This is a genomic window from Aulosira sp. FACHB-615 (assembly GCF_014698045.1).
Classification (GTDB): Bacteria; Cyanobacteriota; Cyanobacteriia; order Cyanobacteriales; family Nostocaceae; genus Nostoc_B.
The window spans coordinates 1-24,105 of record NZ_JACJSE010000053.1; the positions used below are offsets into that span (position 1 = coordinate 1).

Consider the following 24,105-nt stretch of genomic DNA (forward strand, 5'->3'; position numbering starts at 1 on the left):
GCGCGGTGGAACCACACTGATACATCCCGAACTCAGAGGTGAAACGCTGCTGCGGCTACGATAGTTGGAGGGTCGCCTCCTGCCACAATTGCTCGGCGCCAGGTCTCTTTTTACACTCAAAGCTCCTTAGTACAATTCTACAACTAAGGAGCTTTTTAGTTTTTATTCTCTCTTCTCTCTTCTCTTAACTCTTAAGAAACACATTGCGTGGGATCAGAAATAGGAATGAGTTCTAAGCCAAAAGCTTGAGCTTTTTTCTTGAGGTTGAGGTTTTTGAGTATCCGTTCTTTATACTGTTGTTCGTAAGTATCCATACCAGCGTCAATAAATGTATCTCCAGAAGTCCAAAGGCGATAAAAGATACGTGCCAATTTATGGGCAGCAGCAGTGATGGCATTGGGAACGCCGAGACGAGCTTGCATGACAGTCAAAGTGCCAAAGCCATTAATTTGAGTGAAGTCGAGACCACTAATGCGATACGAATGAGTACGCAGATCAAATTGTTTATTTTAGATAAATCAGTAAATTTAATCCAGGAATTGTACGAGAAAGCGTCCACAAAATGAGGGTAATATAAAGTACACCCAAGCTCCATTGATACCAAGCAAGGGTAGCAATAATTCCTGGTAAATGTTGGTCACGTAATCGAATATCATTAAATCCTAATCGCACTAAATTATTCAGGCTAAAGTCATAGTAATTTAACCAATTCCAACGGCGATCGCTCAATAATGGCATATATCTTTCCCGAAATGTTTGATTGCGGGGAATCACTGGTAAACGTCCAATTAATAATCGCAATTGGCGGAATGTTCCATCTTCGGTGAAGTAAGAAACATCCATTAAGTCATGATAGCGTCCTTGTTGATATAATCGAATTATTAAAGTGATTGGCACTGGGATAATAATCATCAATAAACATCCCAAGGTTAGCCAAGGCTGTTCGGCATTGCGGAATATAGCTAATAAACTGAAAAATTCTATACAACTAAAACCTAACAATATCGCAACAGTTTCGTAGTAGGTGGGAACTATTGGTATGGGATGAAGACGACGACAACGATCTACTAACCAAAAGAGTAACCCAAAATACGCGATCGCTACACCACCTACACCAAAAGCTAACCAAAAACTTGTGCCATAACCACTTAGTAATAGCAGTAAACTTAAAGCTAACCAACTCCAAGCTTGTAATATCCATCCACCTAAAGCTAGAGGTTCACCAAAACTCAGGTGATCGCTCAGTTTATGATATGTTTCTAAATCAATATCTGCTAAAGTTAATAACTCAGAACTATTACGAAATATTCTGAACTGACGACGGTTAATAATTTCTTCTGCTTGGGTTGCGGAAAAACCCAAATTTATCAACTGAGTTATTGCAGCACTATTAATATTTGTTCTTAACAACCTTTGACTCAACTCAATTAATCTAAGTCGCTGTTTGAGATACTCTAATTGATTAGCATCAGCAATTTGTTGTTGCTGGCGAAAATTCTGGCTTAAATTCCGCAAAACATTTTGATTACCTTGTAAACCTGGTACACAAAACCTCTTACCAATTTGACCAAGATTTCCTAAGATTTTGGCTTGGTTAGAATTAAAACTCAATCCTGGCACATTTAAAAAAGCAGTTTTCGCAAAAATTGCATCACTAAAATCTGCTAAATTGAGAATACTAGCACCGCGTAAATTCACAGGCTGATTAAATTGGGCTTCCCGAAAACTCACAGCTTGTTCAAAAGTCGCCTCTGTTAATAACAGAAACTGATTAAAGTTGGCTTTAGTAAATTGGGCTTGACCAGCAAAGCGAACATCTGCAAAATTAATATTACCTTGCCATTGCACTTTAGCGAATTTAGCCAACTGCTTAAACAAAGCTTGATTAAAGTTAGCAGATTGAACAAAAAAACTACTACGAAAATCAGCCAGTTCTTGAAATTGGGCTTGTTTAAAATTAACGTTATCAAAAAAAATCCCACCTTGAAAATTAGTTCCTTGGCGGAAAGTGGCATTCATAAAGCTAACCAAACGACTAAATCTAGTTTCACTCCAGTTTGCTGATTGTAAGAATATGGCATTTTGAGCATCGACAGCCTGAAGAAAGAAAGTATTCAGAAAATTAACTTGTCCATTAAACCTCGTATTTACCATCGTTAAAGTGCCACGAAAAACATTAATTTCGCCAGAGGTATTTGAATCAGTTGCCAAGAGTGAGCGACAATCTTTAGAATTGGGTAAAGTAATAGCTAGTGATTGTAAACAAACCAGACGTAAACTTTCTAATTGTGCTTGTTCAGTAGCAGTGAAAATTGGTGCGATCGCCTGAGCATATAAAGGTGTACGTAAACCCAAATCACTGCCAATAAAATCACCTTGAATTACAGAATAACTCAAATCTAAACCCAAAGGTTTCGCACCAGCCTTTTGTAATTCTTTCCGCAACAACTGATAAAAAGTATCTCGAAAACTGCTATTTTCTGGACGCAAATCAATTACCATTTGCCGCAAATCAACAGTTAAATTACCTTCGCGGAGTATTGGTTTACTTATTCTTTCTTGTAAAATTTCTAGCGTTAGGGGTGTGCGTTCGAGTTGCGTTTGTGCAGCGACAGCAGACGCAGGTAGTGAAAAACTCAAAAATAAACCGCAGAGGAACACAAACATCAGATTCTTTGCGAACCTCTGCGCTTTTCTCAGCGTATTTTGGCCTGGAAGAAATAAATTACTCAAATGTCAATCATTCATCACTAATCAGCAGCACAATTTTACCCGCGATCGCACCAGTTTCAATTAATTCATGGGCTTTTGCTGCATCTTTTAACGGAAACTGATGATTAACCTGGATTTTCAGCTTCCCTTGTCCCATCCAAGTCGCGCACTGTGACAAAATTTCCCCATGATGTTGCAAACTTTCATCCAGTCCTAACAACATCGGTGTTAGCATCAATTCCAAGCCAATGCGGAGATTGCGATTCCGCGCCGTTTTCCACACCGTATTCGCATCAGGTTCCAGAATCGTCACAATATCACCATACACCCGCACCGCCGGAAAGGTTTTTTGAAAAGTCTCGCCACCAACGGTATCAAACGCTAAATCTACACCTCCGCCACCAGTCCAATCTAAAGTAGCTTGAACAAAATCTGTTTGTTTGTAAAATATCGGGTAATCTGCGCCAAGTTGCTGCACAAAATTCGCCTTTTCCTGAGTACTCACCGTTGTAGCAACAGCCGCACCCTTGAGTTTCGCCAGTTGTATAGCTACGTGTCCCACACCACCAGCACCAGCATGAATTAGTACTTGTTCCCCTGGTTCCAATCTTCCCCGTTCATATAAAGCTTCCCAAGCCGTAATCAATACCAACGGTGCGGCTGCGGCTTCCGCAAAAGACACAGATGTAGGTTTACGCGCCACAAATCGCTCATCGACAACCGTATATTCTGCATAATTACCTTGGTATCCACCTAAACCACCATAGCAGAAAAACACCGCATCCCCTGGACGAAACTTTTGTACACCAGCACCCACCGCTTCCACAACACCAGCACCATCACATCCTAAAATTGCCGGCATTTGATCAGGGTAAAAAGTGCCACGTTTACGCAGTTTCGTATCAATCGGGTTCACCCCAGCCGCTACCAAGCGGACTAAAAGTTGCCTATTATCCAAAGGAACACTAGGGGTTGGTACTTCCTGTAATTGCAGTACTTCGGGACTACCGGCTGCTGTCATTAAGACGGCTTTCACAATACTTTCCTCCTGGCTGACACTAGATGCTTGTTCTTTTGCAACTTTACTTTCGATTTTATTAAAATGATGTATTTTCTCTATTTACACTGAACAATATGAATACCATAAACAAAGTTGGTATGATGCGGATAAACTATTGATTTCCTAATTATTTCTTTAATTCTATAAAAATTCATGATCCATATTAGAGAATGCCAACATAATATCCATTTATGTTGACTACCCATTTTAGGCATCATTAATAAATTGTCAAATAACAAAAAATTTAAATCTCTCATCATTTTTATAACAATTTCATTAGCACTGATGGTATATAAATGCTTGTGTCTGCTTACAGCATCTTTATATGATTCATAAAACAATAATTTGCCAATGCCTTTTCCGCGAAATTCCTCAAATACAAATAAAGCTGCTATTTTATACCAATCTTTATCAATATCATAATTTAAACAAACTCCTAGCATTTTCCCTTCTTCGTCTTCAGCTACTATTATATTTTCTGCTGCCATCCACTCGGTTAAGGAATAACCAATAATGTTAGGTGTGAGCTTGATTTGTCTAACAAGTAACTCCGCTTCAGACTTAGTAACTTTTCTTTTCGAGATTTTCACCATAATTCAAGTAAGGAAACCTAAAATTTAAAGATTGTGTAGATAATCTGTAAACAACAGATTATACAAATTGTAATTAAAAAAATATTCGACCTAACGATTTTCTTTAATAAATTAAATGTACTATACTGACTTTCAATTTCCGTGAAATCACAATTAAAATTAAATAAAACACCAATAGTATCTTCCCTACTTTTTCGATATGCTAATAATCCCCACAAAATCAACACAATTGCCGGAGTCATAAAACCGAATATACAAAATAATTGTGTCCAGAAGTAGGCACTATGAGATAATGTGCTTTTACTGAATGTTGCGTCAAAATAAATCAGAATTACAATACCTAAGAGCAAATTCAGAGGTCGGTTAATTTTTTCATAAAAATACCAGTAGATTTGTTTAAATTGTTGGATAATTTCATTGTTATCAATATAAGATAATAAAGATATTTCATTTGTTACTTGAGTCAAATAATTTTTATATTTTTTGATTTTTATCCTAAGCTTGTTACAATCTTCTATAACAACATGTATGCTTAAGCTAGACAGTGGAACACCTATAACGATGAAGTTAACAATCGAGTAAGGAAAATACCATATATAAGGTATTAGATACTGATGAAAATATTCTTCTGTAGTTACTTGGCTATTTCCTAAGAGTTGATGCGGCCCATACCAAAAGTGATGAAATACCAACATTAAACAAAAGATAAATCCTACCAAGCATGTAACTCTACGTCTTAAATATAATCTTTTTTCCTGAATTAACTGGATTGCTTCTTGACTAAACTCTGAACAAATTACATATACTTCTAATGTCAATAAAAAGCAGACTCTAAGGCACTCAAGTATAGCCCCTATATTACTACTATTATAGGCTTGATTCCACGGCTGACTTTCAACAACTATGTATGAAAAACCCAGAGAAATTGAACTGATGATAGCCAGAATAAGAGCTATGGGTACTAACAAACTATAATTTAAGATGTTAGAACTTTTTAATTCAGTATTGACATCTACATCTAACAGTTGTGGTAGTGTGGCTAAATTTTTTTCAACCCAACTTTGATTAAAAACATTTTCGTAAATTTTATTACAAACTTTTAATTTACTTTGTTGTTTAACTACTAGCCCTGATAAGCGTAATGATATTTGCTCAGTGCTATCATCAGCATCAATGTGTTGCTCATGCAATATTTGTTGATAAATTTTTAGTCGGTTATAAGCTGATATTTTACCGATTAGTAATCGGTTTTTAATTGTTCTTAAATGTTCTGGATCATCATAAAATTCCCAATTTTTAACGATGTAATTCTCAACTATATCATCAATATTTAGCTTTGCGTTTTCTCCTTTTTCCAGAATCAATTTACATAATTTCTGCGTCAGAAATGGTTGTCCACCAGTCCAAGATAAGATTTCTTGTAAAACTACTTCAGGTGCATCGACTTTCTGTACTAATCCTTTGGTTAAAGATTGCTGGGCTTCTTCTAAACTAAATCCAGCCAACTCAATTGTTTTACCAATATTAAAAGGTATCCCCTTTTTATCTTTTAAATCTGATGGTGTGACTACACCCAACAGACAAAATGTAATGCGTTTATATTGCAGTTTATCTGCACGTTGGTTATAGCAGGCACGAATAAATTCTAAAAATTCATCTTTGGCTTTTCTATTGATTAAATTATCAATTTCATCGATAAAAATCACAATATTTTGGGTTATTGTTATTAACAGTACTTTATCAATAAATTGACTTAATCGCTGCAATGGTGATAAAAGTTGATGTTCTTTCCACCAAGGATAAAAGTTAGATATATCATCTAAAAAAGCCGACCACAATTCAAAAGTGATATCTGCATAAAAATTTTCGGCAATTTGCTCAGAACTGCCTATAGTTGTCATATCAATTGAAGTACACTTGATGCCTTCTTCTGCTAGTTTTTTTGTGACTTGAACTCGCAAGCTAGACTTTCCCATTTGTCGGGAATTAAATACACAGCAAAAATCGCCATTTTTTAAACTTTCATATAGTTCTGTATCTGCTTGTCGCTTGACATAGCTGGGATGTTCTGGAGATAAGCTACCGCCAACTTTGTAATAGTTAAAAGCTGACTTAAATGATGTATCAGGGTTCATAGCAACTTTTAATTATTTAATCTACCAAACGTTCTTTAAAATATTGTCGGTACAACTCGCAGCGTGGTATGACTTGATTACTTTGCCATTTAATTAGTCCCATACTGTGCAATTGATATCCTAATATTGGGTCTAATGATACAGGTTCAATTGTGCTAATTATTTGTTTGAATGCGGCTGCTAATTTGACATTTGCTCGCAGAATTCCTAAGTGTCGGCGCAAATGTTGACTATAAATTCCTGTGTCCCTAGGAGCGTCTTGCAACAATTGTTCTAAACTTCCCCATTTTCCTGGGGTTGGTTGAGCGAAATGATAAAACGCCATCCGCACTAGATATGGGTGTCCTCCTACCATCGCCATGAGTTCCTGTACTAAATCATGACTCCAATCAATTTGATGTCGCTGTGCTAAATCTTGGACTTGGATAGATGTAAATTCAGTTAATTCTATAGATTCTCCGACATTAAACGGTGAATGATTGATATCCAATAGCCCATAATTTTCGGTGGAATGTACTACTACCAGTCGTAGCTGTTTCCAGATATATCGGTTATTTGCTTCTTCGTGACAAGTTCGCAGTAGTCCAAAAAAGCCTTGAGACACTTCAGGATAACTGAAAATACGATCTACTTCATCAAAAGCCAAGACTAAGGGGGTATTTATTTGCGGAAATATATAGTCTTGTAAGTATGTTTTGCAGCTAATTTTACTACCTATGGGTTGTTTCCAATAATCTTGGACGCGATCGCAAATATTTAGTTCTAGGCTAATGTATGCACAAAACCAATGCAAAAAGTTATCTAAGTTACTAAAATTTACTTCATCTACATCTTGGAGGTTTAAACGTACTGTGCGATAACCATAGTTGCGTGCTTGAGCCAAAATTCTGTCCAGTAGAGAAGTTTTCCCCATTTGTCTCGGTGCTTTGATGCGGATGAGTGCTGCGGGTTGGGCGATCGCTTCATAACAAAAAGATTCTACAGTGTAATGCAGCGATTCTGGTGAGTACCGTTCTATATAGAGAGGAGAATTGAGGGGAACTGGATGATGAGGAAGTTCTCGCAGATTAGTAGATGGAAATATCTGTTGTGATTTTTGCTTTTCCTTGGCGCGATTTAGTGCTTGGCGAAAATTACTTTTACTCACAGGTTCTCCGATAGCATCTGTAAGTTTTTTCCATAATTTAGCACCAACATCATTTTGAATATATGTATTGGTTAAATTTAACTCTCTCGCAATATCATCATATTTTTTACCCTCCCAACTACCTTTTAATACTTTCACTTCTAAGTCAGTAAGATACTTCTTAGTAGATTGAAATACGATAGCATCAACTAATTTCTTAATATCCTCCCAAGGAATTTTTTCTTCGGAGTGCATAGGTTATATATCAATATAAATAAGTAGAATTTTACCGCACTTTGCAAGCCATAGATATCCCACTTTTTTAGAAAGTCGAGTATCTAGTAGGACTTACGCAAAAAACGAAAAAATAAGGTTTTAGAACAGGGTACAGGGGTATGAGGGTGTATGGGTGTAAGTATTCAAAACCCATACACCCCATACCCTTTCACTCCCGCACCCAATCCCCACAGACAATTTTGGTGCGTAAGTCCTGTCTGGGTAGTTGTCATGTTTAAATCAAGCGATATCTAACCATCAGGCGCTACACATCTACTCCGCACCTTACTTTTCCCTACTTTTTCTTGCTTCAGGCTGAAAAACCTTACATTCACCTCACAATATTCCCTAGTTTTTCGTGTTTGGATTTCAGGAAATTCCCGACATAATAACAACAATAAACCGGGGCAAATTTAACAATCAACTTCAAAAGCATAGAAATTTCCTCGCTTCCTCTTGATTTAAACGTCAGTAAGGTGAATGGAGAAATGAACCATGATAATATCAGCATCAGCAATTATTGAACACAGCGTTATTGGTGGAGATGAAGAAGAGGAAGATGATCCAACTGTTCCACCAAATTGATATAGTAGTCCTAGTTGATATGCGAATAACAAAGATAAGGAAGACAGGGTAGACAAGGGAGAGAGATTTTTATAAATCATTGTAGGATGTGTTAGCGACAGCGTAACGCATCTAACGCAAAGTTTCCGGTGCGTTACTGAAATTTTTTCAGAAATAAAATCGGGTTTCTATAGTAGAGTATGTTTTTCATCCAGCTATCAACTCTAGATCCCAGACTTCTTTCAGAAGTCTGGGATCTCGCTATTTTGAAAATTTTGACTACTGACAGTTCTCATAGCATTCAATTTCCAAACCTCTAATTCTGGTAACTTCCAACGCACTCTTTTTAACTGTTGATCATGAGAGTAAGATTCTAGGAAGTTTTGCCATGATAAAATTGCTTCTTGTTTATCTCCTTGTGCTTCTTGCACTTGTGCCAATAAACCATAAGCAGCAGCATAATCAATTTCTAATTCTAATGATATGAGTAAATGTTGTTTAGCTTGTGGGTAAAAATTTTGCTGAAAATATGCCCAACCCAAATTCTTATGTAACGCTGCTTTGACGGTGTTATCTTTCACTCTTGATAAAATTGGCTCAATTAATTCTATCGCCGCCGCATTGTTTCCTTGTAAAATATCTAACCGAGCTAAATTATTAATCGCTGCATCAGCCGCCCGGTTTTGATATTGCATCGCAATTTTATAATGTTCACAAGCCTGATTCCAGTCGTCTAACTTTTCATAAGTCGCACCTAAATTATAGTGAGCCGAAGCAAAATCTGGTTTTAATTCCACAGCAATTTTTAGATAAGATAACGCTTTATTAAAATCACTATTTAAGTAATGTTCATAGCCAATTTTATTTAGAGCTTTAGGCATTTGTTTTTTCTCCTGTTCATTGAAATTAAACCGCAGAATAAATTTAGTAAATTCCTCATTTATGGGTTGATGCGTTGACAGAAGTTGCATAATGAATTCAGTCACATTAGCATCATCAGTATCTTCCGTCTCTGCTACTATTACTTGATGTGTAACTTCAGGATGACGCTCACTGAGTAAGTCAGGCTTGTGTTTGGCAACGAGTGTAACTAACTCTGAGCGTTTGTAGCGACGGCTATCAGAATGTTCACTATTTAGCCCAAACTCTTGACATATCCTTTCAATAAATTTTCTGACACTAGGCTCACCAATATTCATCGCCGCAGCTATCTCTGCATCCGTCTCACCAGCCAGTATCCTTTGCAATACCTCTTTTCGTCGGCTTGTCAGTTTCTCAAATATCACCTCGAATTGTTGTTGGTTCATGCTTTACTGTTACTAGCCTTATAGTTAACTCACACTTGTGACTATTTTAATAAAAATTAACCTCATCGCCCTCTGTAATTAGGCGGATATAAATAGCACTTAGTATTGAAAAGCTTATTCAGTAATTCTTTTAGCCATTTAATTCGGCAAATTAGCTCAGGATAGCTAGTTTAAACTTGTTTTACTTTATTAAGAGTATTTATATTTGTTTGTTTTTGTATGTATTTGCATTACATCTATCAATTACCGATTGACTAGCGCAAGTTTTTATGTCACATTTGTGATTAAAATATTGTGTCACAAAAAACTTTTAAAGTGACTTATGTGACCATAAATACTAGTCAAACCCTAATCAACAGTTAGATAAATACGAGAAATCGCTGAATACATTAGAAATATGATGTGTTCGTCAATTTTTCCTGAATGTACTAGTAGCTCTTTTTTTCTAAAGATCGGTGATTCCATGAAAAATAAAAAGATTTTCAATATTATTAGCCTTGTGTCAATATTACTTGTGTTCCATTCCTTTGAGTCTGCTAGGGCTGAAGATATACAAACTAATGTTTGGTCTTGGAGTAGTCCAATAATTAATGGACAGTTTACTTACAAAGGTAAGCTGAACTATATACCTACGGAAAAATTAGATCAAAAAGCTGTAGCATTTATGGATGCGTGCCAAAGTAAATCTGGTGAAGTTCGAGTTCGCGGATTTGCAGATTGGCAAAAAGCCGATTTCTTATGTAGTCGCTCCAATACCAAAGGAGAACTCAATATTTTTGATCAAAGTAATCCAATTTCAGGATGTGCGCCGTATACTAAAAACCCTAATCGTGTGTGGTCTGTATGTGGTGCAATAGTGCCAAATAATATACAAGATCATGCAGCTGTGTTAGTTGGTGCTGGTATAAATGCAGGAAAGATTTTACGAGTTAAGCCTGATGGTTCTGGTGTACTTACACCACTTACCTCTATGAGTGCGCCTTTAGATACGCCTATTCCTTAATTTCTCAGGGCTTACGCAAATTGCCAAAAAGTTTAATTTATCAAACTGTCCTGCGGGTGACCTAACGCTGCGCTAACAGCACTTCCTCATAGGGACAAATCCCAAAACGGACTGCTTAACAAAGCCCCTGAGAACGCCAACAAATTGGCGAGCCTGCGTAAGTCCTATTTCTTGTAGAACTTTAGTACTAATGGAGAATAAAAATGCTCATCTTGAAAAAATTGAGTACAGCTTCCTTGACTTTAACTATTTTTTCACTCAATATTTTGTCCTTTGGGCAAACAGCTAAAGCCCTTGATTACGAATGCAATACAGGAAAATTCTTAGTAGTTACCAATACAAATTCTCAGGGTCAATTAGTATACACAGCTTTTCAGGGTAACTATACTGAGCGTCCTGATAGAAGTCCAGATTTGATTTTGTATAACGGTCAAGAACGCTATACAAATGATGGTAATTCAAGTGTGATGAGATGGAGTGCTGCCGGTGGTTACGTTTATCAAGTTTCTGTAGATACTATCTTTGGGGAGCCAACCGGACAATTAATTGTCAAACGCAAGGGTAGAGTAATTCTCAGACAAAAATGTGCAGATGCTGGCCCATAATAATGTAGTAAGCCATATTTTCTAGTGCGATCTCTCTACAGAATCATCAAAGATTTATCTCAACAATCAATCTTCTGAAATAGATAAATAGATGTGTGAGCGCCTTATTTTTATAAACTGTTTAGTCATCTATATAGTGAATTCATTGGTTTTTTAAAGGATAAACATAGCATGAAATCTTCGAGTTTATTTACAGCTTTATGTTTAACATCTATAATGACTATGAGTTCATCTCTTGTACCAGTTCAAGCAATACCAGAAAATAGTTTATTAATTGCACAATTTCAATGTGTGCAAAACTTTGATATGAATATAGGAAGTCATGGTTGGTTGTTTTATGCAACCATTCCTGCTCAATGTTTGGATAGTATGTTGCACACAAGAGATTTGTTAATTAACAATCAAGGACGAAAGAAAGATACAGAATTTAATAAAGTAGACATCAGCAATTTAAGAGGAAGTTTTATAAATGGAGGATATCGAATAGAAGGTAATTGGAGACTTTATCACCGAGAGTTAATTGCTAAAACTTTTGGCAAGAAGCACTATACACCTTGGTCAATAGATGATGGTAGTTTTTCTCAAGAAGTTTTGCTAAGTATTAACAATGGTAATTTAATTGTAAATCCTGGTAAAAATAATCTAAAGCGTAATAATCAAGGATTTATTAGAGATGTAATAGGAGACTTGATCATCTATAAAAAAGGGAATTTTAGAGACAAATTTGTTGATCAAATGAGAAGTGAAATACAAAAACTAAATGGACAGAATCTTGCCCAGATGTTAATTAAACAAAATGCACATCAATTTATTTCTAACAAAACAAGAGTTAGCCAAAAAAATGCGATTGCTTTAATTAACAATGCCTCTGGAAGAATTGATGGTAAAATTAATCAACAGGGACTAAGAGTTTCTCTACGTTTGAAATAAATACTCTTATCAAAAGTGCGTCTTTACCCAAATTGCAAATATAACTTAGGGCGATCGCACTTTTTAAATAAGCTGAGATTTTATTGCGATCGCTTTGGTAAAATAGCATAAATCATCATTGCTGATGCCATAAGGAATGACAAGATTCATTCATGACCAATTTTCCAAGGACTACCTAGAAGAACTCCTCAAACCATTCGGAACAGTTCAAGCACCAAGTCGAGTCGCAGCCGAAGTCAAAGAAATAGACGTGTTATTCACACCAATTCCCAACCAAACAGCTAATTTAGCCACATTGGGAATATTAGGCAGAATGGCCACAACACCAGCCATCTTTGAACCCTTTCGCAACCCTGCATCAATAGACGAAATAGGCGATTGTATCTCTAAATTATTAGAAATCAAAAGCGCAATCCAACGAGAAGCAAAACGCAATAAAATTAAAATACCAGAAGCAGAAATTCCTCAACTGTGGATACTCACACCCACAGCCTCCAAAAATATCATTTCTGGGTATGGTGGGCAACTAAAATTAGATTGGGGAGATGGAGTATACTTTTTACCCAAGTATTTCCGTACAACTATAGTTGCAATTCATCAGTTACCATCTATTCCCGGAACACTATGGCTGAGAATACTAGGACGTGGTAAGGTACAGCAGCAAGCAATTGATGAATTAGTCACACTCCCAATCACTCACCCATTCAAAAGAGTGACGCTAGAATTACTCTATAGCCTGCAACAAAATTTGCGAATTAACCAGAATATCGAAACAGATGATCGGGAGTTAGTGATGAGATTAGCACCACTGTATCAGGAAGATAGAGAACGCGCTAGACAAGAAGGTTTAGAACAAGGTTTACAACAGGGAGAACAACAACTAATTCTGCGCCAGTTAAATCGGCGGTTGGGAGAAATCGATATATCTTTAATCAAGCAAATTCAAGGATTATCTATTGAACAATTGGAATTGCTGGGAGAAGCATTATTAGATTTTGCCACAGTGGCAGATTTAGAAGCTTGGTTAAGCCAACAACAAGATACAACCAATCAGTAAACTATTAATTCTGATCAAGTTGGAGCGATCGCACTCTACAATCATGCAGTATTTCTGAGAGCGATCGCTCTATACAAGCTCTTCTTTAGGATTTGTGATGCTAAACAATGAAATAAAAAGGTAAAGAACCGTAGAAAAGGTATCAACTAATAACCATAAGCCTTGTTGCTAATCAAACCTTTTGGATACGCTCAGAATTAGGTGCTTGTTGACTTGGGCATAGATTATTATTTTGGCATAACAAGTACTGAAAAGCCTTATATATTTAGTTATGTTACCTAAACCCAAGCGATATTGGACACCCCAGCACTGGGCAAGTTGGAAGCCATTTGGCATTGGCGAACAGTATCCCAATAACTATTGGGAAGTATCGCTTTTTCCTTTAAAATCAAGCCTTTGAGCATCTCTGCAATTACATACTACTCATTTGCTACTCATATTGATTATTTTTAACCCTGTTTTTGGCGATCGCAGTGAGCGATCGCGCTACTCAGATGCTACTCATTTTGGAAACTGACTAGAGTGAATCCCCAGAGAGTTAGTACTCATCATCTCGGAGAATAAAGCCGGACTCCCTGTTGAGAAAGCCAGAAAGCTGCTTTATCAGCCCCTTAAGCCGATTGAATTTATGTTCTAATTGCGTATCAAAGGTATGTATCCGGTAGTCGTAGTGTTCCTTTCTACCTTCGTACTCGGTTAGATGAACGTCAAGATTTTTCTCAATCGTGTACAGCCGTCCGTTAACGCTGTCTTTAAGCTGGTCAACCGCAGATAGAACATTTGTCTCAACCCTTGTAATCCTGGCGTTGATGTTGGATTCTACTTGAGCGAGTCTGTAGACAGCGCCAAACAACATAAATAACAGAGAAAAAACAGTCAAAGCATTATTAATATCAATTTTCATACTTATTCCGGTGGCGGCGCGGGCGGATTTATTTGAGCGTAAATAGCATCAGCGATATTTTGAAAACTTGCTAATAATTCTGGAGTTGGTGAAAATATCGTTTCGCCGCCTGGCTCGGAATTGATAGTAATTCCGTTCTCGTCTACCCAATCAATTTTCCATAAAATCTCAAGGTTCAGTGTAGATAAATCACCAGAAACATTACCTTGAATTCGCCATATTCGAGGTACTTTTTGAAATGTTATTGTTTGAAACATTTTAAGTATTTAATCTAAACATTGACCATTCAAGATTTGTACCACCACTAGCAGTTGCTTTTGTGGATGTGGTGGAATTTTCTTGATAAGTTTCAACTCTTACGGTATCGCCTGCATTTAAAAGCAAAAGTGTAGAGCCGCCTGCATACCCTTTATCGTCGGCAGAGCCTCTAGCGTCATCAAGTCTAAAACTTGTCGAATTGACAATGACGGATAGCAGATGCCGTCGTACATTTTCGCCACTGTAGCTACATCTGGCGGTACAAAAATAAATGCCACTGTTAGTTAAACCAACAGTAAATAAACCTGTCGAAATGCTGTAACCATTGGCTGAGTCATTGACTACGGTATCCCACATTATTTTAGTGCTGGTTGCATGGGAAATATTTTGTGCTGCGACTCTCCGCACAATTAATGTAGGCTTATTAAGTCCAGTGGCATTGAACGGAATTGTTAAAGGCATTACGTTAACTCACGAACCAAAGCATTACCATTAGCAGCACTCCAAATACCACTAATTATCCCTGTGTAATTAAATGGCATTTCAAAATATCCGCCAGCAGAAATTGGAACTGCCGCTTCTGATGTAGTAGCGGCCGAGTCAAAGTCAATATACAAATTGGCTGTTGAGTTATTCCAGATTGTTAGCCCTTTTCTATTAGCATTAGCGGCGGCGATGGTCTGACTACTGGTGGAAGCTGCAACAGTTGAAGGTGTAGAAGTGCTGCTGGTTGATTCAACTACAGTAACGCTTGAAGGATTATATAAAGCCATTATTCAATACACTCCACAAAAGAAAGCTTGCAGTTATTAGCAGAAATAGCAGAAACCTCGCCGATATAGAGATTGCTTTGATTGATTTCAAAACTGCCACCACGGGGTTTTAAAATGATGCCTTTGCCAACAGTCCCTTTAGATTTATCACCTAATATCAAGGTGATGTCATAAAGAGAATTATTGACAAAGACGGCATATTGGCGATTCCCGTTCTCGCTTAAAACCTTATCGCCTACATTTTTAGTAAGTGATTTTTCGCCATGAATACAGCTATCAAACTTGATAACCTCAACCGTATTACTAGAATTGTTCAGCATAATTAGTCAGTCGGATCATCAAGGTTATCAATAAATAATGCTGTGTCCACCTTCACCCGCACAGTAAACTCGTATTCCGGTGATTCTGGTGTACCGGTAAGTTGCATAGATGTAAACTGAATTGGTGCAAGATTAGCATTGACTCGCGCTTCATTTACTTGGTCAGTTAATGAGCTTAATGCCTGCATCAATTTGACAACACCCTTAACACAAGAGGTATCTAACGTCAGGCTTGCGCCTGCTTCCGTAGCCAGTGAAAGATTCAGTTTAACTTGATTATTTCCAACAAATTCAACCGCACCATTGGGTAATTTTTCAGCCAATGCTGAATAGCTTAATGAAGTCATAAATTATCAATTTTAAATTCAATTGTTTCTAGTTTGGCTCTCACAGACTGAATTAATTCTTCTGTAGAGTCGGTTTCAGTTCCTACGTATTCCCAAATACCAAGGGTAATTTCTTCAATCCAGGGCAACGCCTCAAATCGTAGGCGGAATGTATCTGAAATCTTGGGGAACTGAACAAGCTCAATAGCATTGAGCTTGATCATCCGGCGGGTGTAGTCTACCTCAGTACTAGGAACCGCCCCCAATCCCTCAAAAATGATGGTGTCGTTGATTTGGATACCGTCTATTTGCTGGTAAAAGTAACCCGCCCTTACCCAGCTTGGTTTGGCTTTGCTCGAAGTTGCCCCGACTAGAAATAGATGTTTATCCGTCAGGTAGGGCAGTTCAATAGGGTCAATAATTGGCGCTTTGACTCGGCGGTTGTTTAAGTTGCCCGTATGCTTTTGATAGTAGGTTAACTCCCATGCTCCAACCGCCTTAAGGTCAACTTGTAACGTCATCTCCTAGACCCCAATCGTCAGCAAGGTCAAACACGTCATAGCCTTGTTCATTCAGAAAATCAAGGAAGGTATCAGCGTGAATTTCATTTTTTAAAAATGCACTTGTCCACTTAGCACGAACCAGCATCAGGTCAATTTCCTCTTGTAAATCAACCTCTGTCTGTCCTGGATACCAAAGAACTGGAGTAGACAAGTTAGGCATTATTCACCACTGGCTGCGTAAGGGTAATCTTCCGGTTCAAACCAAATACGACCATATCCACCACCAACAGAGGCTTTTTTGGCGGTAATTATGCCAGTCACCTTGGTCTTAAGTCCGGCAGGCGTATCAGATGTGATTGGTGCGGTGAAATTGTATTGAGTACCACCACCTCTAGTACCTGCACCGTAGCGAACATAAGGACGATTACTGCCTTGAGCGCGAACGACTGCGGGAGAAGAGTCAGCGACCATTGCATGAATCGTGGCTGGCTTAAATCCTCTTGGCGCTGCGGGGTCAGTGTCGGCGGCGGCTAGTCCTAATGCTGCAAGGTCTCCGAAGAAATTAATTCCTTTCTGTGATGCTTGAATTGTAAATGCTGCATTAGTTTCAGCTAAGGGTGAAAGAACAGCATACTTAACAGCTACTTTTGGCTGTCTGCGCGTAGCTGCACCATCTTCTCTCAAAGGTGGATTGTAAGCCTCACGCGCCTTGGCGTATTGCAATTGTTTCTCTAGTTCTTTGGCGCTTTTACGTCTGCCCATATCAGTATTTATTTATGGCTTGTATTTATCTACACTCCAGTCATAGCAGGGTTCACAGGTCATAATTTCCAGGCGTATAACATAAGTTTGTCCGTTAAATTTTTGGCACAATGTCCAAATTTCACGTTTACACCCGTTCAATAACGCTTCTCAAACGAGTGCCGGAAACAGAAACTAAATTTACAGGGTTTTGTTGTCCCCAAATTAGTAATTGTGCAAAGCGAAATTTTACGTCTGCTGTTCGCCTACGGACAAATTTTTTAACAGTACGCCCATAAACTCGATGTGTACCGGGAGTTGAGGGATAAACTCGGTCGTTATCGATGTATTGCAGGTAATCACGGTCAAACGGGTGATTTTGAATAGAAAGTACAGCTTTGATGATTCGTTCCCCTTCGGCTTTACTTGTTACCAATAATTTCAATTCATAACCACGTTCTTTATCTGTGTAGGTGCATTTGAATTTACCTTTATTCCAAATAAATGCCGGAGTAGCAAAAACAGTTTTGATTTCTCTAGCTAATCTTTCCGCATCACTTCTAGTAATGGTTTCGCTAGATTCGTTCATCAATCTAAAAGTGATTTCACCTTCTGCTTGTGGTGTACCATCACCATGTGTAGAGAAATTATAAGGTTCTAAAAAGTAAAGTTTTATTTGCGGTTTAAATGTCCGGTCGAATTGAAATTCTTGCCAAGGAATGCCGTAAACTGGACGCTGTAAAGATTGGGCATGTCCACAAGTAATCTCGAATAGCCACATTCTCATTAATGTCATTGTTGAGGTATCGTCATCCTTCATGATGCAAGTATGCTTTAACCTACGTTTTGGTGTGGAGATATCCTCGTCCGGTTGATTTTTGAAATAAGCACGAACAGATTTATTATGCTCAAGCCTAACTAAGTCTTGTAAATTCTCCCATTCGCTAAAACCTTCAGGTAATGGCATTATTCGTCCGCCTCCTTGTCCTCGTCTGTTATTGCTAATCCTGTAGCACTGACTAGTTTAGAAATATCAAATGCAGCTTTAACTTGTGTCGCTTCTGCTGCTTCAGTTCCTTGTTTACTACCGTTTTCCTCGCCTAAAGCTTTTGTAAATTGTTCTTTCTGTTCACCAATTTGTTTAATGTTGTCTTGAACACTTAACACTTCACTGGCAACTGTATCAACTTGACTAACAACATTTTCAACATTCTCTAAGGTAGTAAAGAATTTATTTTGAAAGTTGGGTGTTGGGTTCATCCATCTATAAGCACGTTCGCCAACTTCTCCCCATTTTCTTAGAGCATTTCCTATAGATGCAACCCAACTACCAATTACTTCTAATGCACTTAATATTGAATAACCAATCGATTGAACGGCATTAAAAACATTAGCAGCAGCTTGATAAATTCTGTTCCACTTCTTCCACTCAGCTTTCATGCCTTGCCATGTTTCAACGCCTATTAATGTTTTGGCTAATTCATCAATAGCCCCTCCAAATATTGCATTAACATCTAGTGGATTACCTTCCGCATCTTTTATTCCTATTGCTGCCAATACGTTGGAAATAGTACCAAATAAAGTCTGCGCCAAGTTGTTAGAAAGCATATAGGCATTATGTAGAGTCTGCCACCAAATCAGAATGTTTAAAATTCTGTCAAGATGCAGCCATTCAGCTACTTTATTAAGTTTGTTCCAAACATTAGTAAGTAGTCCAGAAATTCCGCCTGGGATTTGTGGGCCAAGTTTGGAATTAATAACAGCTAACAGCGATAGATCAACGCCTTGAAGAAAAGTGTTTAACTGGTCAAGCTTCACTCCGTTATTCTGAGCCTGACCTAATATTGCTGTGCCGCAAGTATCACAGCCTAATCCTGGTGGTGGCGGCTGGTTTGGCTTTCCTTCATCTGGTGGTTTTGGTCGTGGTATTGGCGGAATTAGCCAAGGTGGCAATCCACCATCATCTTCTGTTGAAGGCACTGGATCTGGTGATGGCGTTGGCGTGGGTGTTGGGGTTGGAGTTGGTTCCGGTGTGGGCGTTGGGGTTGGCGTTGGCGTGGGTGTTGGGGTTGGAGTTGGTTCCGGTGTGGGCGTGGGTGTTGGGGTTGGTGTGGGCGTTGGGGTTGGCGTTGGCGTGGGTGTTGGAGTTGGTTCCGGTGTCGGCGTGGGTGTTGGGGTTAGTGTGGGTGTTGGAGTTGGAGTCGGTTCCGGTGTTGGGGTTGGTGTGGGCGTTGGGGTTGGTGTGGGCGTGGGTGTGGGTGTTGGAGTTGGAGTCGGTTCCGGTGTTGGGGTTGGTGTGGGCGTTGGGGTTGGTGTGGGCGTGGGTGTGGGTGTTGGAGTTGGAGTCGGTTCCGGTGTTGGGGTTGGTGTGGGCGTTGGGGTTGGTGTGGGCGTGGGTGTGGGTGTTGGAGTTGGAGTCGGTTCCGGTGTTGGGGTTGGTGTGGGCGTTGGGGTTGGTGTGGGCGTGGGTGTGGGTGTTGGAGTTGGAGTCGGTTCCGGTGTTGGGGTTGGTGTGGGCGTTGGGGTTGGCGTTGGCGTTGGTGATGGGGTTGGTGCTGGCGGTTCCGGGTCTGGGGTTGATGGGGGTGGTTCCGGGTTTGGTGCTGGTGTCGGTGGCGGTTCTGGTGGTGGCGTGTCCGGCGGTGGTTCTGGCGGTGGCGCGTCTGGTGGTGGTTCTGGTGCTGGTGCTGGTGGTGGATTTCTGCGAAATGGGACAACTTCGTTATCGTCTTCCCCTGGCACTTTTGGTCTAGGTAAAGGTGGCGGGTAGTCTGGTGTTGGGATTGGGGCTGGTGGTTCGCCTGTATCTGGTGGTGCTTCTGGTGGTGCTTCGGTTACGCCGTCAAGTCGTTGAATGTCAACGATCCAAATACCCGACATCTGCCCAGAAAAGTCAATATGTTGAATCCATTCATGTATCTGACCTATGGGGTATGGCCCTACTACGCCAAAAGCCCCAGCACTCAAAATTTTGCCGTAGTTGTAGTCATAGCCAAGACCAGTAACTTTATCAACTCTTGTGCCATATATCGGCCCCCAATACTGCGCTGTCAATCGTTCGGTAATTGCGCCACTAGGAAACACGCCAACCGTGGTTACTTCATACAGAACGGCTGGTTGTTTTCCTTTGTAATCTATCGGCGGTGCAACTTTTAAAGGCGGTTCGGGGGTTTCGTTTTGAGGCCAAAAAGGAACGGGAGGGGGAAAAGGGATTGATTTTGGAGGATCAGCAAGCTCCGGTAAAGCTTGCACATCCGAAGGGCGAACTGTGGTAATACTCCCACCACCGGGCTTTCTATCGAAAGGAACAATATTATTTGCTCCTGGTGGTGTAACAGGAGTGGGTAAACCAGGAGGAACAACGGGGGTGGGAATACCTGGAGGCATTGATTATGCTAAAAATTCTGAGGGGATTGCATCTGTAGATGTAGCAGTAACGTTTTCCCAGATGGGCTTTCCGTCAATTGCATAGTCTGGGTCAAGTACTAAGCTTTGTCTCATGATCACGCGGTCAGTGTTGTTAGATTCCACGGTATAAATGCCAAATTGAGCGACTCTAGAGGCACTACCAGTGCCTTCAACTGCTGTTGCAGTTCTATTTATTTTGTGAAAGGCTGCACCAGCCCACACAAGTAATTTTTCTAAAGTATTAACTGTTGCTGGTAAATCGCTAGGGCTAAATGCAGACATATTGTGAAGATTTTTGATAAGTAATAAATCATTTTTATGCGGTAATTAAAAATCAGTAAATCTTCCAGTTTTATGTAAAACACGCATATCTTTATAAAACCAAAACCTTGTTGTACCTACGGTCTAGGGTAGGTACTGATAAGAGGATGGATTTTTATACCGGATTAACCAACATGGAGGGTAAAACCGGAAGTTGCAACCATAAACAGGGTAACAATCGCCCGTATCTGCACTGATTGTTAAGATTGTGTGAATTTTTAGCGATCGCCATTATCTTGATAGCGCGATCGCGTTTTCACATCAATGCCTTGTTTCCGCGATCGCATCCTCACAATTCTGGCTTGGCAAGTTGCTTGGCTTTGGCATAATCCAGCCGCCCAGACTTAAACTCAATCTGAAATTCTCTGCCATTATTTCGGAAACCAACAATCGCCACCAGTTCACCACCATACATTGCCAGCTTCCCTGTATTGGGTTTCCAATCGTCATCAGGTAATGGGAATAAGTCAGCTAGTTGTAATTTCGGCTTGGCGATCGCGTCACCAGCAACCCGAACACTAGCCTTTTTTGCAGATGAATATATTTTGACTACTTTGACTTGTTTACCCAGTGACCAAGACAAATAAACTTGGCCAATTTCAATACCTTTTTTAGCTGGTGGCGGTGCAATAAATTGCTGATCGGAGGTGATCGGCACTGATCGCCCGATCACCTCACGATCACCTTGCCGATCACCTCCAGAATCATTGCTCTGTAAAGCTTCTAGCGATTGGTGATCGGGTGATCGTGAAAATTGCTCTTCGTTTTTTGAAAAAGGAGATTTTTTCAGAAAATTTTCTGTACTTAGCCGATCACCAATCGCTGTATCAGTTGATGTATCTACATTCAAAAGGTGATCGGCGAGGTGATCGGCAGGTGATCGGAGGTGATCGGCTGATTTTTTTATACTTTCATCTGATAATAGCTGTGATTCATCAAGGGGAATAGTTTCAGCCGTCATACGTAAAGAATCGGAGGTGATCGGCAGGTGATCGGCAGGAAATTCACGATCAGCGACGATCACCTCACGATCACCTTCTATGTAGTAAAGGTTGTGCCTGCCAACCTTGCGGTCAACACTAATCAGCCCGTCAATTGCCAAGGAAGATAAACAGTTACGAATATGGCCAGAGGTAAAACCAACCTCATGCACTAATTCCTCAACTGAATATTTAACGTTGCGGTTGCGGTCAAAGAATTTTAAAAGCTTGTCCTTGGCTGACCTGTCAGCGCCCGTCTCGGTTTGGTTGGTTTCTTCGCCCAGGTAAGTGAATGACAAATCATCACCGGAGAAAATCATTCTGTATTTCTTCCCACTGGAGCGCGAGCGCGATTTATCAATTTCTAAGAATCTATCGTCGGGTGTTGCCTCTGGTGAATTGTCCTTAGTGATGCGCCAAACTTCACTTACAGCATTTCTGATGGCTGTACTTCCCCTCAGTCCACCTTCCTTGTTGGCATGGTGAATTATTAAAAACGTGCAGTTGTGCTGATTAGCTAACCCTGTTATTTCCAACAGTGGACGGGCATACTCAACCTCTGATTCTTTGTAAATACTCATTCGGTTGGCATGGGTCAACGAGTCAATCACTACAAAATCAGGTTTAAATTCGTTCAAATCCTGAATTAATTGGGGAATATTCTCAAAGCTCCAATTCATGCGGGTTCTGACATATTCATTAACATCGCTGTCGTCATAACCCATTGCCGATAAAGCATGATACATATCTGCTTCAGTTTCATCACCTTGGTAGTAAAGGATTTTGCGTTTACTGCCAGTGCTGTGAAAGTCTCCCCAAGCCTTGCCTTGAATTAAGGCTTTACCCAGTCCGTAAATAAATTTTGTTTTACCTAGTCCGCCATCACTGTATAAAACGATGGTTGTCTTCTTGGGGACTAGCCCCTGTAATAACCATTCCCTAACGGTCTTGCCAGCTGCAATTTTCAATTCCTCATAAGTCATCAAGCTGGTACACTGACTGGCAAGCGTTTTGGTGTAAAGATGATCTAAAAATCGCACTGTCAACGATGGCTGACATTCATTGGCTAGTGATTGTAGCTTCCATAAACGGAATCCTGGGTCGGGAATTGTAGTATTAATTACCTTGAGTTGATCTATCAGCCTGTTATAGTTAGCGAATTCGTATTCCTCTTTAGTTTGAATTGATGGGGTTTCAACTATTGTTCTGGTTTTTTTGTAGACAACATCAAGAATCTCTTCTAGTTCAATTTCCGTGTTGTAACCCAGATGAATAAAATCATTCCCTAACCGCAGCAAATCGCGTCTAATTGATTTTTCTATTACCAGTGTAGCGAGTGCATCAATATTGACACTGGAAACTGTTCTATCGATAATTGTAGCTATTTTATTTCTGCCACCAACCCGCCGTAAAAGCTTATGGTCTGTCAACCATGTTGTAACTGTTATTGTATTGACTGGCTGATTTTTTTTGTGTAATCGAAGACAGGCTTGATAGATGTCTTTGTGAGCATCAATGTAAAAATGCTCGACTTTTAATCTATCTTTAACTCGGTATATTGCTTGTTCATCCAGCAATAATGCACCCAAAACAGCTTCTTCAGCTTCAATGTTCTCAGGTGGTAAACCGTCCGGTGTTGGCTCAAATTGGGGGAATCTATAAATACCTTGTGTCATGATTCCCCCTTATTATTTGTTGTAGTTAAGCCGTTGAAAGTGTTAGAATAAGTACATGAAAGATGCGCTTTTAAAAAGCATCTTAAGAAGATATCATTCATTAGAAATTTCCTTTTTTTGAGTTTCTCCAGTTCCTTGACTGGAGTTTTTTTTGCGGTTAATAGACGGGTAATTACTGTCTGTTAAAGTCGCTGTTTGTTGGTCTTTCGGATGACTCCATCCAGAAGGCGATCGCGCTGAGAACTCTGATTTTGTCGATTTCGGTGAGGTCGCTGATGTTGTCGTAGTCTCTCGTTTGGAGGCGACTATTTTCAGCAAATTCTTCGACTAATTCATTGATTGGCTGATTGGGGTATTTGAGGGTTTCGATAATTGCTGTGGATAAATCCAGCAGGTAGGGGCGACAGAGTTCTAGTGAACTACCTACACTGACCTTGCGGTACAGTGTAGGCTTCCCAATTCAATGGGGATTGCCTCAACCTTCGTAGATTTTTTACGTCCCGAAGATTTTGGTCTTACATCCCCTC

26 protein-coding genes are annotated in these 24,105 nt (G+C 39.5%); 5 read left to right on the forward strand and 21 right to left on the reverse strand.

From position 1 onward, the window contains the following. Positions 1–191: 191 nt before the first annotated feature. The 7 genes from H6G77_RS33470 to H6G77_RS33500 form a co-directional block, all read right to left on the reverse strand. A complete protein-coding gene (locus H6G77_RS33470) occupies positions 192–422 on the reverse strand; it encodes a hypothetical protein (protein ID WP_190592343.1) in 231 nt (76 codons plus the stop codon). An 82-nt stretch (positions 423–504) separates the two neighbouring features. Further along, the gene (locus H6G77_RS33475; RefSeq protein WP_190873898.1) at positions 505–2,667 is read right to left on the reverse strand and encodes a pentapeptide repeat-containing protein; all 2,163 of its coding nucleotides are present in this window, start codon (positions 2,665–2,667) and stop codon (positions 505–507) included. A gap of 73 nt (positions 2,668–2,740) precedes the next feature. After that, complete coding sequence (locus H6G77_RS33480) at positions 2,741–3,748, reverse strand: zinc-binding dehydrogenase (protein ID WP_190873899.1); 1,008 nt, start codon at positions 3,746–3,748, stop codon at positions 2,741–2,743. A gap of 80 nt (positions 3,749–3,828) precedes the next feature. Continuing rightward, entirely contained in the window at positions 3,829–4,365 is a 537-nt protein-coding gene (locus H6G77_RS33485) for a GNAT family N-acetyltransferase (RefSeq protein WP_190873900.1), read from the reverse strand. 17 nt (positions 4,366–4,382) lie between these two features. After that, positions 4,383–6,500, reverse strand: a complete 2,118-nt coding sequence (locus H6G77_RS33490; RefSeq protein ID WP_190873901.1) for an AAA-like domain-containing protein — start codon at positions 6,498–6,500, stop codon at positions 4,383–4,385. Between the two features lie 16 nt (positions 6,501–6,516). Then, the gene (locus tag H6G77_RS33495; protein ID WP_190592348.1) at positions 6,517–7,881 is read right to left on the reverse strand and encodes an AAA-like domain-containing protein; all 1,365 of its coding nucleotides are present in this window, start codon (positions 7,879–7,881) and stop codon (positions 6,517–6,519) included. A gap of 827 nt (positions 7,882–8,708) precedes the next feature. After that, positions 8,709–9,773, reverse strand: a complete 1,065-nt coding sequence (locus H6G77_RS33500; RefSeq protein WP_190873902.1) for a tetratricopeptide repeat protein — start codon at positions 9,771–9,773, stop codon at positions 8,709–8,711. 463 nt (positions 9,774–10,236) lie between these two features. Between H6G77_RS33500 and H6G77_RS33505 the strand changes: the two genes are divergently transcribed. The 4 genes from H6G77_RS33505 (at position 10,237) to H6G77_RS33520 (ending at position 13,368) form a co-directional block, all read left to right on the forward strand. Then, positions 10,237–10,776, forward strand: a complete 540-nt coding sequence (locus H6G77_RS33505; protein ID WP_190873903.1) for a hypothetical protein — start codon at positions 10,237–10,239, stop codon at positions 10,774–10,776. A 203-nt stretch (positions 10,777–10,979) separates the two neighbouring features. Then, entirely contained in the window at positions 10,980–11,381 is a 402-nt protein-coding gene (locus H6G77_RS33510; RefSeq protein WP_190873904.1) for a hypothetical protein, read from the forward strand. Between the two features lie 222 nt (positions 11,382–11,603). Beyond that, the gene (locus H6G77_RS33515; RefSeq protein WP_190873905.1) at positions 11,604–12,311 is read left to right on the forward strand and encodes a hypothetical protein; all 708 of its coding nucleotides are present in this window, start codon (positions 11,604–11,606) and stop codon (positions 12,309–12,311) included. 136 nt (positions 12,312–12,447) lie between these two features. Further along, on the forward strand, positions 12,448–13,368 hold the full coding sequence (locus H6G77_RS33520; protein WP_190873906.1) for a DUF4351 domain-containing protein: 921 nt from the start codon (positions 12,448–12,450) through the stop codon (positions 13,366–13,368). A gap of 538 nt (positions 13,369–13,906) precedes the next feature. Here the strand turns inward: H6G77_RS33520 and H6G77_RS33525 are convergent. The 12 genes from H6G77_RS33525 to H6G77_RS33580 all read right to left on the reverse strand — a co-directional run bounded on the left by H6G77_RS33525 (position 13,907) and on the right by H6G77_RS33580 (position 20,883). Next, a complete protein-coding gene (locus H6G77_RS33525) occupies positions 13,907–14,272 on the reverse strand; it encodes a hypothetical protein (RefSeq protein ID WP_190873907.1) in 366 nt (121 codons plus the stop codon). Positions 14,273–14,274: 2 nt separating this feature from the next. Further along, positions 14,275–14,529 carry a hypothetical protein gene (locus tag H6G77_RS33530; protein WP_190873908.1) on the reverse strand — a complete coding sequence of 85 codons (255 nt, stop codon included), beginning with the start codon at positions 14,527–14,529 and terminating at the stop codon, positions 14,275–14,277. 1 nt (position 14,530) lies between these two features. Next, positions 14,531–14,992: a C1q-like domain-containing protein gene (locus H6G77_RS33535; protein ID WP_190873909.1), complete on the reverse strand. Its 462-nt coding sequence runs from the start codon at positions 14,990–14,992 to the stop codon at positions 14,531–14,533. Next, positions 14,992–15,303: a hypothetical protein gene (locus H6G77_RS33540; RefSeq protein WP_190873910.1), complete on the reverse strand. Its 312-nt coding sequence runs from the start codon at positions 15,301–15,303 to the stop codon at positions 14,992–14,994. Before H6G77_RS33540 ends, H6G77_RS33535 begins: the two co-directional genes overlap by 1 nt. Then, positions 15,303–15,623, reverse strand: coding sequence for a hypothetical protein (locus H6G77_RS33545; protein ID WP_190873911.1), 321 nt, complete (start codon positions 15,621–15,623; stop codon positions 15,303–15,305). Before H6G77_RS33545 ends, H6G77_RS33540 begins: the two co-directional genes overlap by 1 nt. 2 nt (positions 15,624–15,625) lie before the next feature. Next, the gene (locus tag H6G77_RS33550; protein WP_190873912.1) at positions 15,626–15,970 is read right to left on the reverse strand and encodes a hypothetical protein; all 345 of its coding nucleotides are present in this window, start codon (positions 15,968–15,970) and stop codon (positions 15,626–15,628) included. Beyond that, entirely contained in the window at positions 15,967–16,470 is a 504-nt protein-coding gene (locus H6G77_RS33555) for a hypothetical protein (RefSeq protein WP_190873913.1), read from the reverse strand. Before H6G77_RS33555 ends, H6G77_RS33550 begins: the two co-directional genes overlap by 4 nt. Beyond that, positions 16,454–16,672 (reverse strand): hypothetical protein, encoded by a 219-nt coding sequence (locus H6G77_RS33560; protein WP_190873914.1) that lies wholly within the window; start codon positions 16,670–16,672, stop codon positions 16,454–16,456. Before H6G77_RS33560 ends, H6G77_RS33555 begins: the two co-directional genes overlap by 17 nt. Beyond that, positions 16,672–17,214: a hypothetical protein gene (locus H6G77_RS33565; RefSeq protein WP_190873915.1), complete on the reverse strand. Its 543-nt coding sequence runs from the start codon at positions 17,212–17,214 to the stop codon at positions 16,672–16,674. Before H6G77_RS33565 ends, H6G77_RS33560 begins: the two co-directional genes overlap by 1 nt. Before the next feature lie 127 nt (positions 17,215–17,341). Further along, a complete protein-coding gene (locus tag H6G77_RS33570; protein ID WP_190873916.1) occupies positions 17,342–18,160 on the reverse strand; it encodes a hypothetical protein in 819 nt (272 codons plus the stop codon). Beyond that, the gene (locus H6G77_RS36430; protein WP_199331742.1) at positions 18,160–20,580 is read right to left on the reverse strand and encodes a hypothetical protein; all 2,421 of its coding nucleotides are present in this window, start codon (positions 20,578–20,580) and stop codon (positions 18,160–18,162) included. Before H6G77_RS36430 ends, H6G77_RS33570 begins: the two co-directional genes overlap by 1 nt. A gap of 3 nt (positions 20,581–20,583) precedes the next feature. After that, complete coding sequence (locus H6G77_RS33580) at positions 20,584–20,883, reverse strand: glucose-6-phosphate dehydrogenase (protein WP_190873917.1); 300 nt, start codon at positions 20,881–20,883, stop codon at positions 20,584–20,586. Between the two features lie 245 nt (positions 20,884–21,128). Here H6G77_RS33580 and H6G77_RS36435 point away from each other — a divergent pair, with 245 nt between their 5' ends. Further along, positions 21,129–21,251: a hypothetical protein gene (locus tag H6G77_RS36435; protein ID WP_277880728.1), complete on the forward strand. Its 123-nt coding sequence runs from the start codon at positions 21,129–21,131 to the stop codon at positions 21,249–21,251. Here the strand turns inward: H6G77_RS36435 and H6G77_RS33585 are convergent. Next, positions 21,212–23,578 carry an AAA family ATPase gene (locus tag H6G77_RS33585; RefSeq protein ID WP_190873918.1) on the reverse strand — a complete coding sequence of 789 codons (2,367 nt, stop codon included), beginning with the start codon at positions 23,576–23,578 and terminating at the stop codon, positions 21,212–21,214. The genes H6G77_RS36435 and H6G77_RS33585 overlap by 40 nt on opposite strands. A 93-nt stretch (positions 23,579–23,671) precedes the next feature. Continuing rightward, the gene (locus H6G77_RS33590) at positions 23,672–23,896 is read right to left on the reverse strand and encodes a hypothetical protein (RefSeq protein WP_190873919.1); all 225 of its coding nucleotides are present in this window, start codon (positions 23,894–23,896) and stop codon (positions 23,672–23,674) included. Between the last annotated feature and the right edge of the window lie 209 nt (positions 23,897–24,105).

What these genes read in the sequence shown, in the direction of transcription:
- H6G77_RS33470 (WP_190592343.1), bottom strand. Translation starts at nt 422, where the DNA reads ATGCAAGCTCGTCTCGGCGTTCCCAATGCCATCACTGCTGCTGCCCAT.
- H6G77_RS33475 (WP_190873898.1), bottom strand. Translation starts at nt 2,667, where the DNA reads ATGTTTGTGTTCCTCTGCGGTTTATTTTTGAGTTTTTCACTACCTGCG.
- H6G77_RS33485 (WP_190873900.1), bottom strand. Translation starts at nt 4,365, where the DNA reads ATGGTGAAAATCTCGAAAAGAAAAGTTACTAAGTCTGAAGCGGAGTTA.
- H6G77_RS33490 (WP_190873901.1), bottom strand. Translation starts at nt 6,500, where the DNA reads ATGAACCCTGATACATCATTTAAGTCAGCTTTTAACTATTACAAAGTT.
- H6G77_RS33495 (WP_190592348.1), bottom strand. Translation starts at nt 7,881, where the DNA reads ATGCACTCCGAAGAAAAAATTCCTTGGGAGGATATTAAGAAATTAGTT.
- H6G77_RS33500 (WP_190873902.1), bottom strand. Translation starts at nt 9,773, where the DNA reads ATGAACCAACAACAATTCGAGGTGATATTTGAGAAACTGACAAGCCGA.
- H6G77_RS33505 (WP_190873903.1), top strand. Translation starts at nt 10,237, where the DNA reads ATGAAAAATAAAAAGATTTTCAATATTATTAGCCTTGTGTCAATATTA.
- H6G77_RS33510 (WP_190873904.1), top strand. Translation starts at nt 10,980, where the DNA reads ATGCTCATCTTGAAAAAATTGAGTACAGCTTCCTTGACTTTAACTATT.
- H6G77_RS33515 (WP_190873905.1), top strand. Translation starts at nt 11,604, where the DNA reads ATGAGTTCATCTCTTGTACCAGTTCAAGCAATACCAGAAAATAGTTTA.
- H6G77_RS33520 (WP_190873906.1), top strand. Translation starts at nt 12,448, where the DNA reads ATGACAAGATTCATTCATGACCAATTTTCCAAGGACTACCTAGAAGAA.
- H6G77_RS33525 (WP_190873907.1), bottom strand. Translation starts at nt 14,272, where the DNA reads ATGAAAATTGATATTAATAATGCTTTGACTGTTTTTTCTCTGTTATTT.
- H6G77_RS33530 (WP_190873908.1), bottom strand. Translation starts at nt 14,529, where the DNA reads ATGTTTCAAACAATAACATTTCAAAAAGTACCTCGAATATGGCGAATT.
- H6G77_RS33535 (WP_190873909.1), bottom strand. Translation starts at nt 14,992, where the DNA reads ATGCCTTTAACAATTCCGTTCAATGCCACTGGACTTAATAAGCCTACA.
- H6G77_RS33540 (WP_190873910.1), bottom strand. Translation starts at nt 15,303, where the DNA reads ATGGCTTTATATAATCCTTCAAGCGTTACTGTAGTTGAATCAACCAGC.
- H6G77_RS33545 (WP_190873911.1), bottom strand. Translation starts at nt 15,623, where the DNA reads ATGCTGAACAATTCTAGTAATACGGTTGAGGTTATCAAGTTTGATAGC.
- H6G77_RS33550 (WP_190873912.1), bottom strand. Translation starts at nt 15,970, where the DNA reads ATGACTTCATTAAGCTATTCAGCATTGGCTGAAAAATTACCCAATGGT.
- H6G77_RS33555 (WP_190873913.1), bottom strand. Translation starts at nt 16,470, where the DNA reads ATGACGTTACAAGTTGACCTTAAGGCGGTTGGAGCATGGGAGTTAACC.
- H6G77_RS33560 (WP_190873914.1), bottom strand. Translation starts at nt 16,672, where the DNA reads ATGCCTAACTTGTCTACTCCAGTTCTTTGGTATCCAGGACAGACAGAG.
- H6G77_RS33565 (WP_190873915.1), bottom strand. Translation starts at nt 17,214, where the DNA reads ATGGGCAGACGTAAAAGCGCCAAAGAACTAGAGAAACAATTGCAATAC.
- H6G77_RS33570 (WP_190873916.1), bottom strand. Translation starts at nt 18,160, where the DNA reads ATGCCATTACCTGAAGGTTTTAGCGAATGGGAGAATTTACAAGACTTA.
- H6G77_RS36430 (WP_199331742.1), bottom strand. Translation starts at nt 20,580, where the DNA reads ATGCCTCCAGGTATTCCCACCCCCGTTGTTCCTCCTGGTTTACCCACT.
- H6G77_RS33580 (WP_190873917.1), bottom strand. Translation starts at nt 20,883, where the DNA reads ATGTCTGCATTTAGCCCTAGCGATTTACCAGCAACAGTTAATACTTTA.
- H6G77_RS33585 (WP_190873918.1), bottom strand. Translation starts at nt 23,578, where the DNA reads ATGACACAAGGTATTTATAGATTCCCCCAATTTGAGCCAACACCGGAC.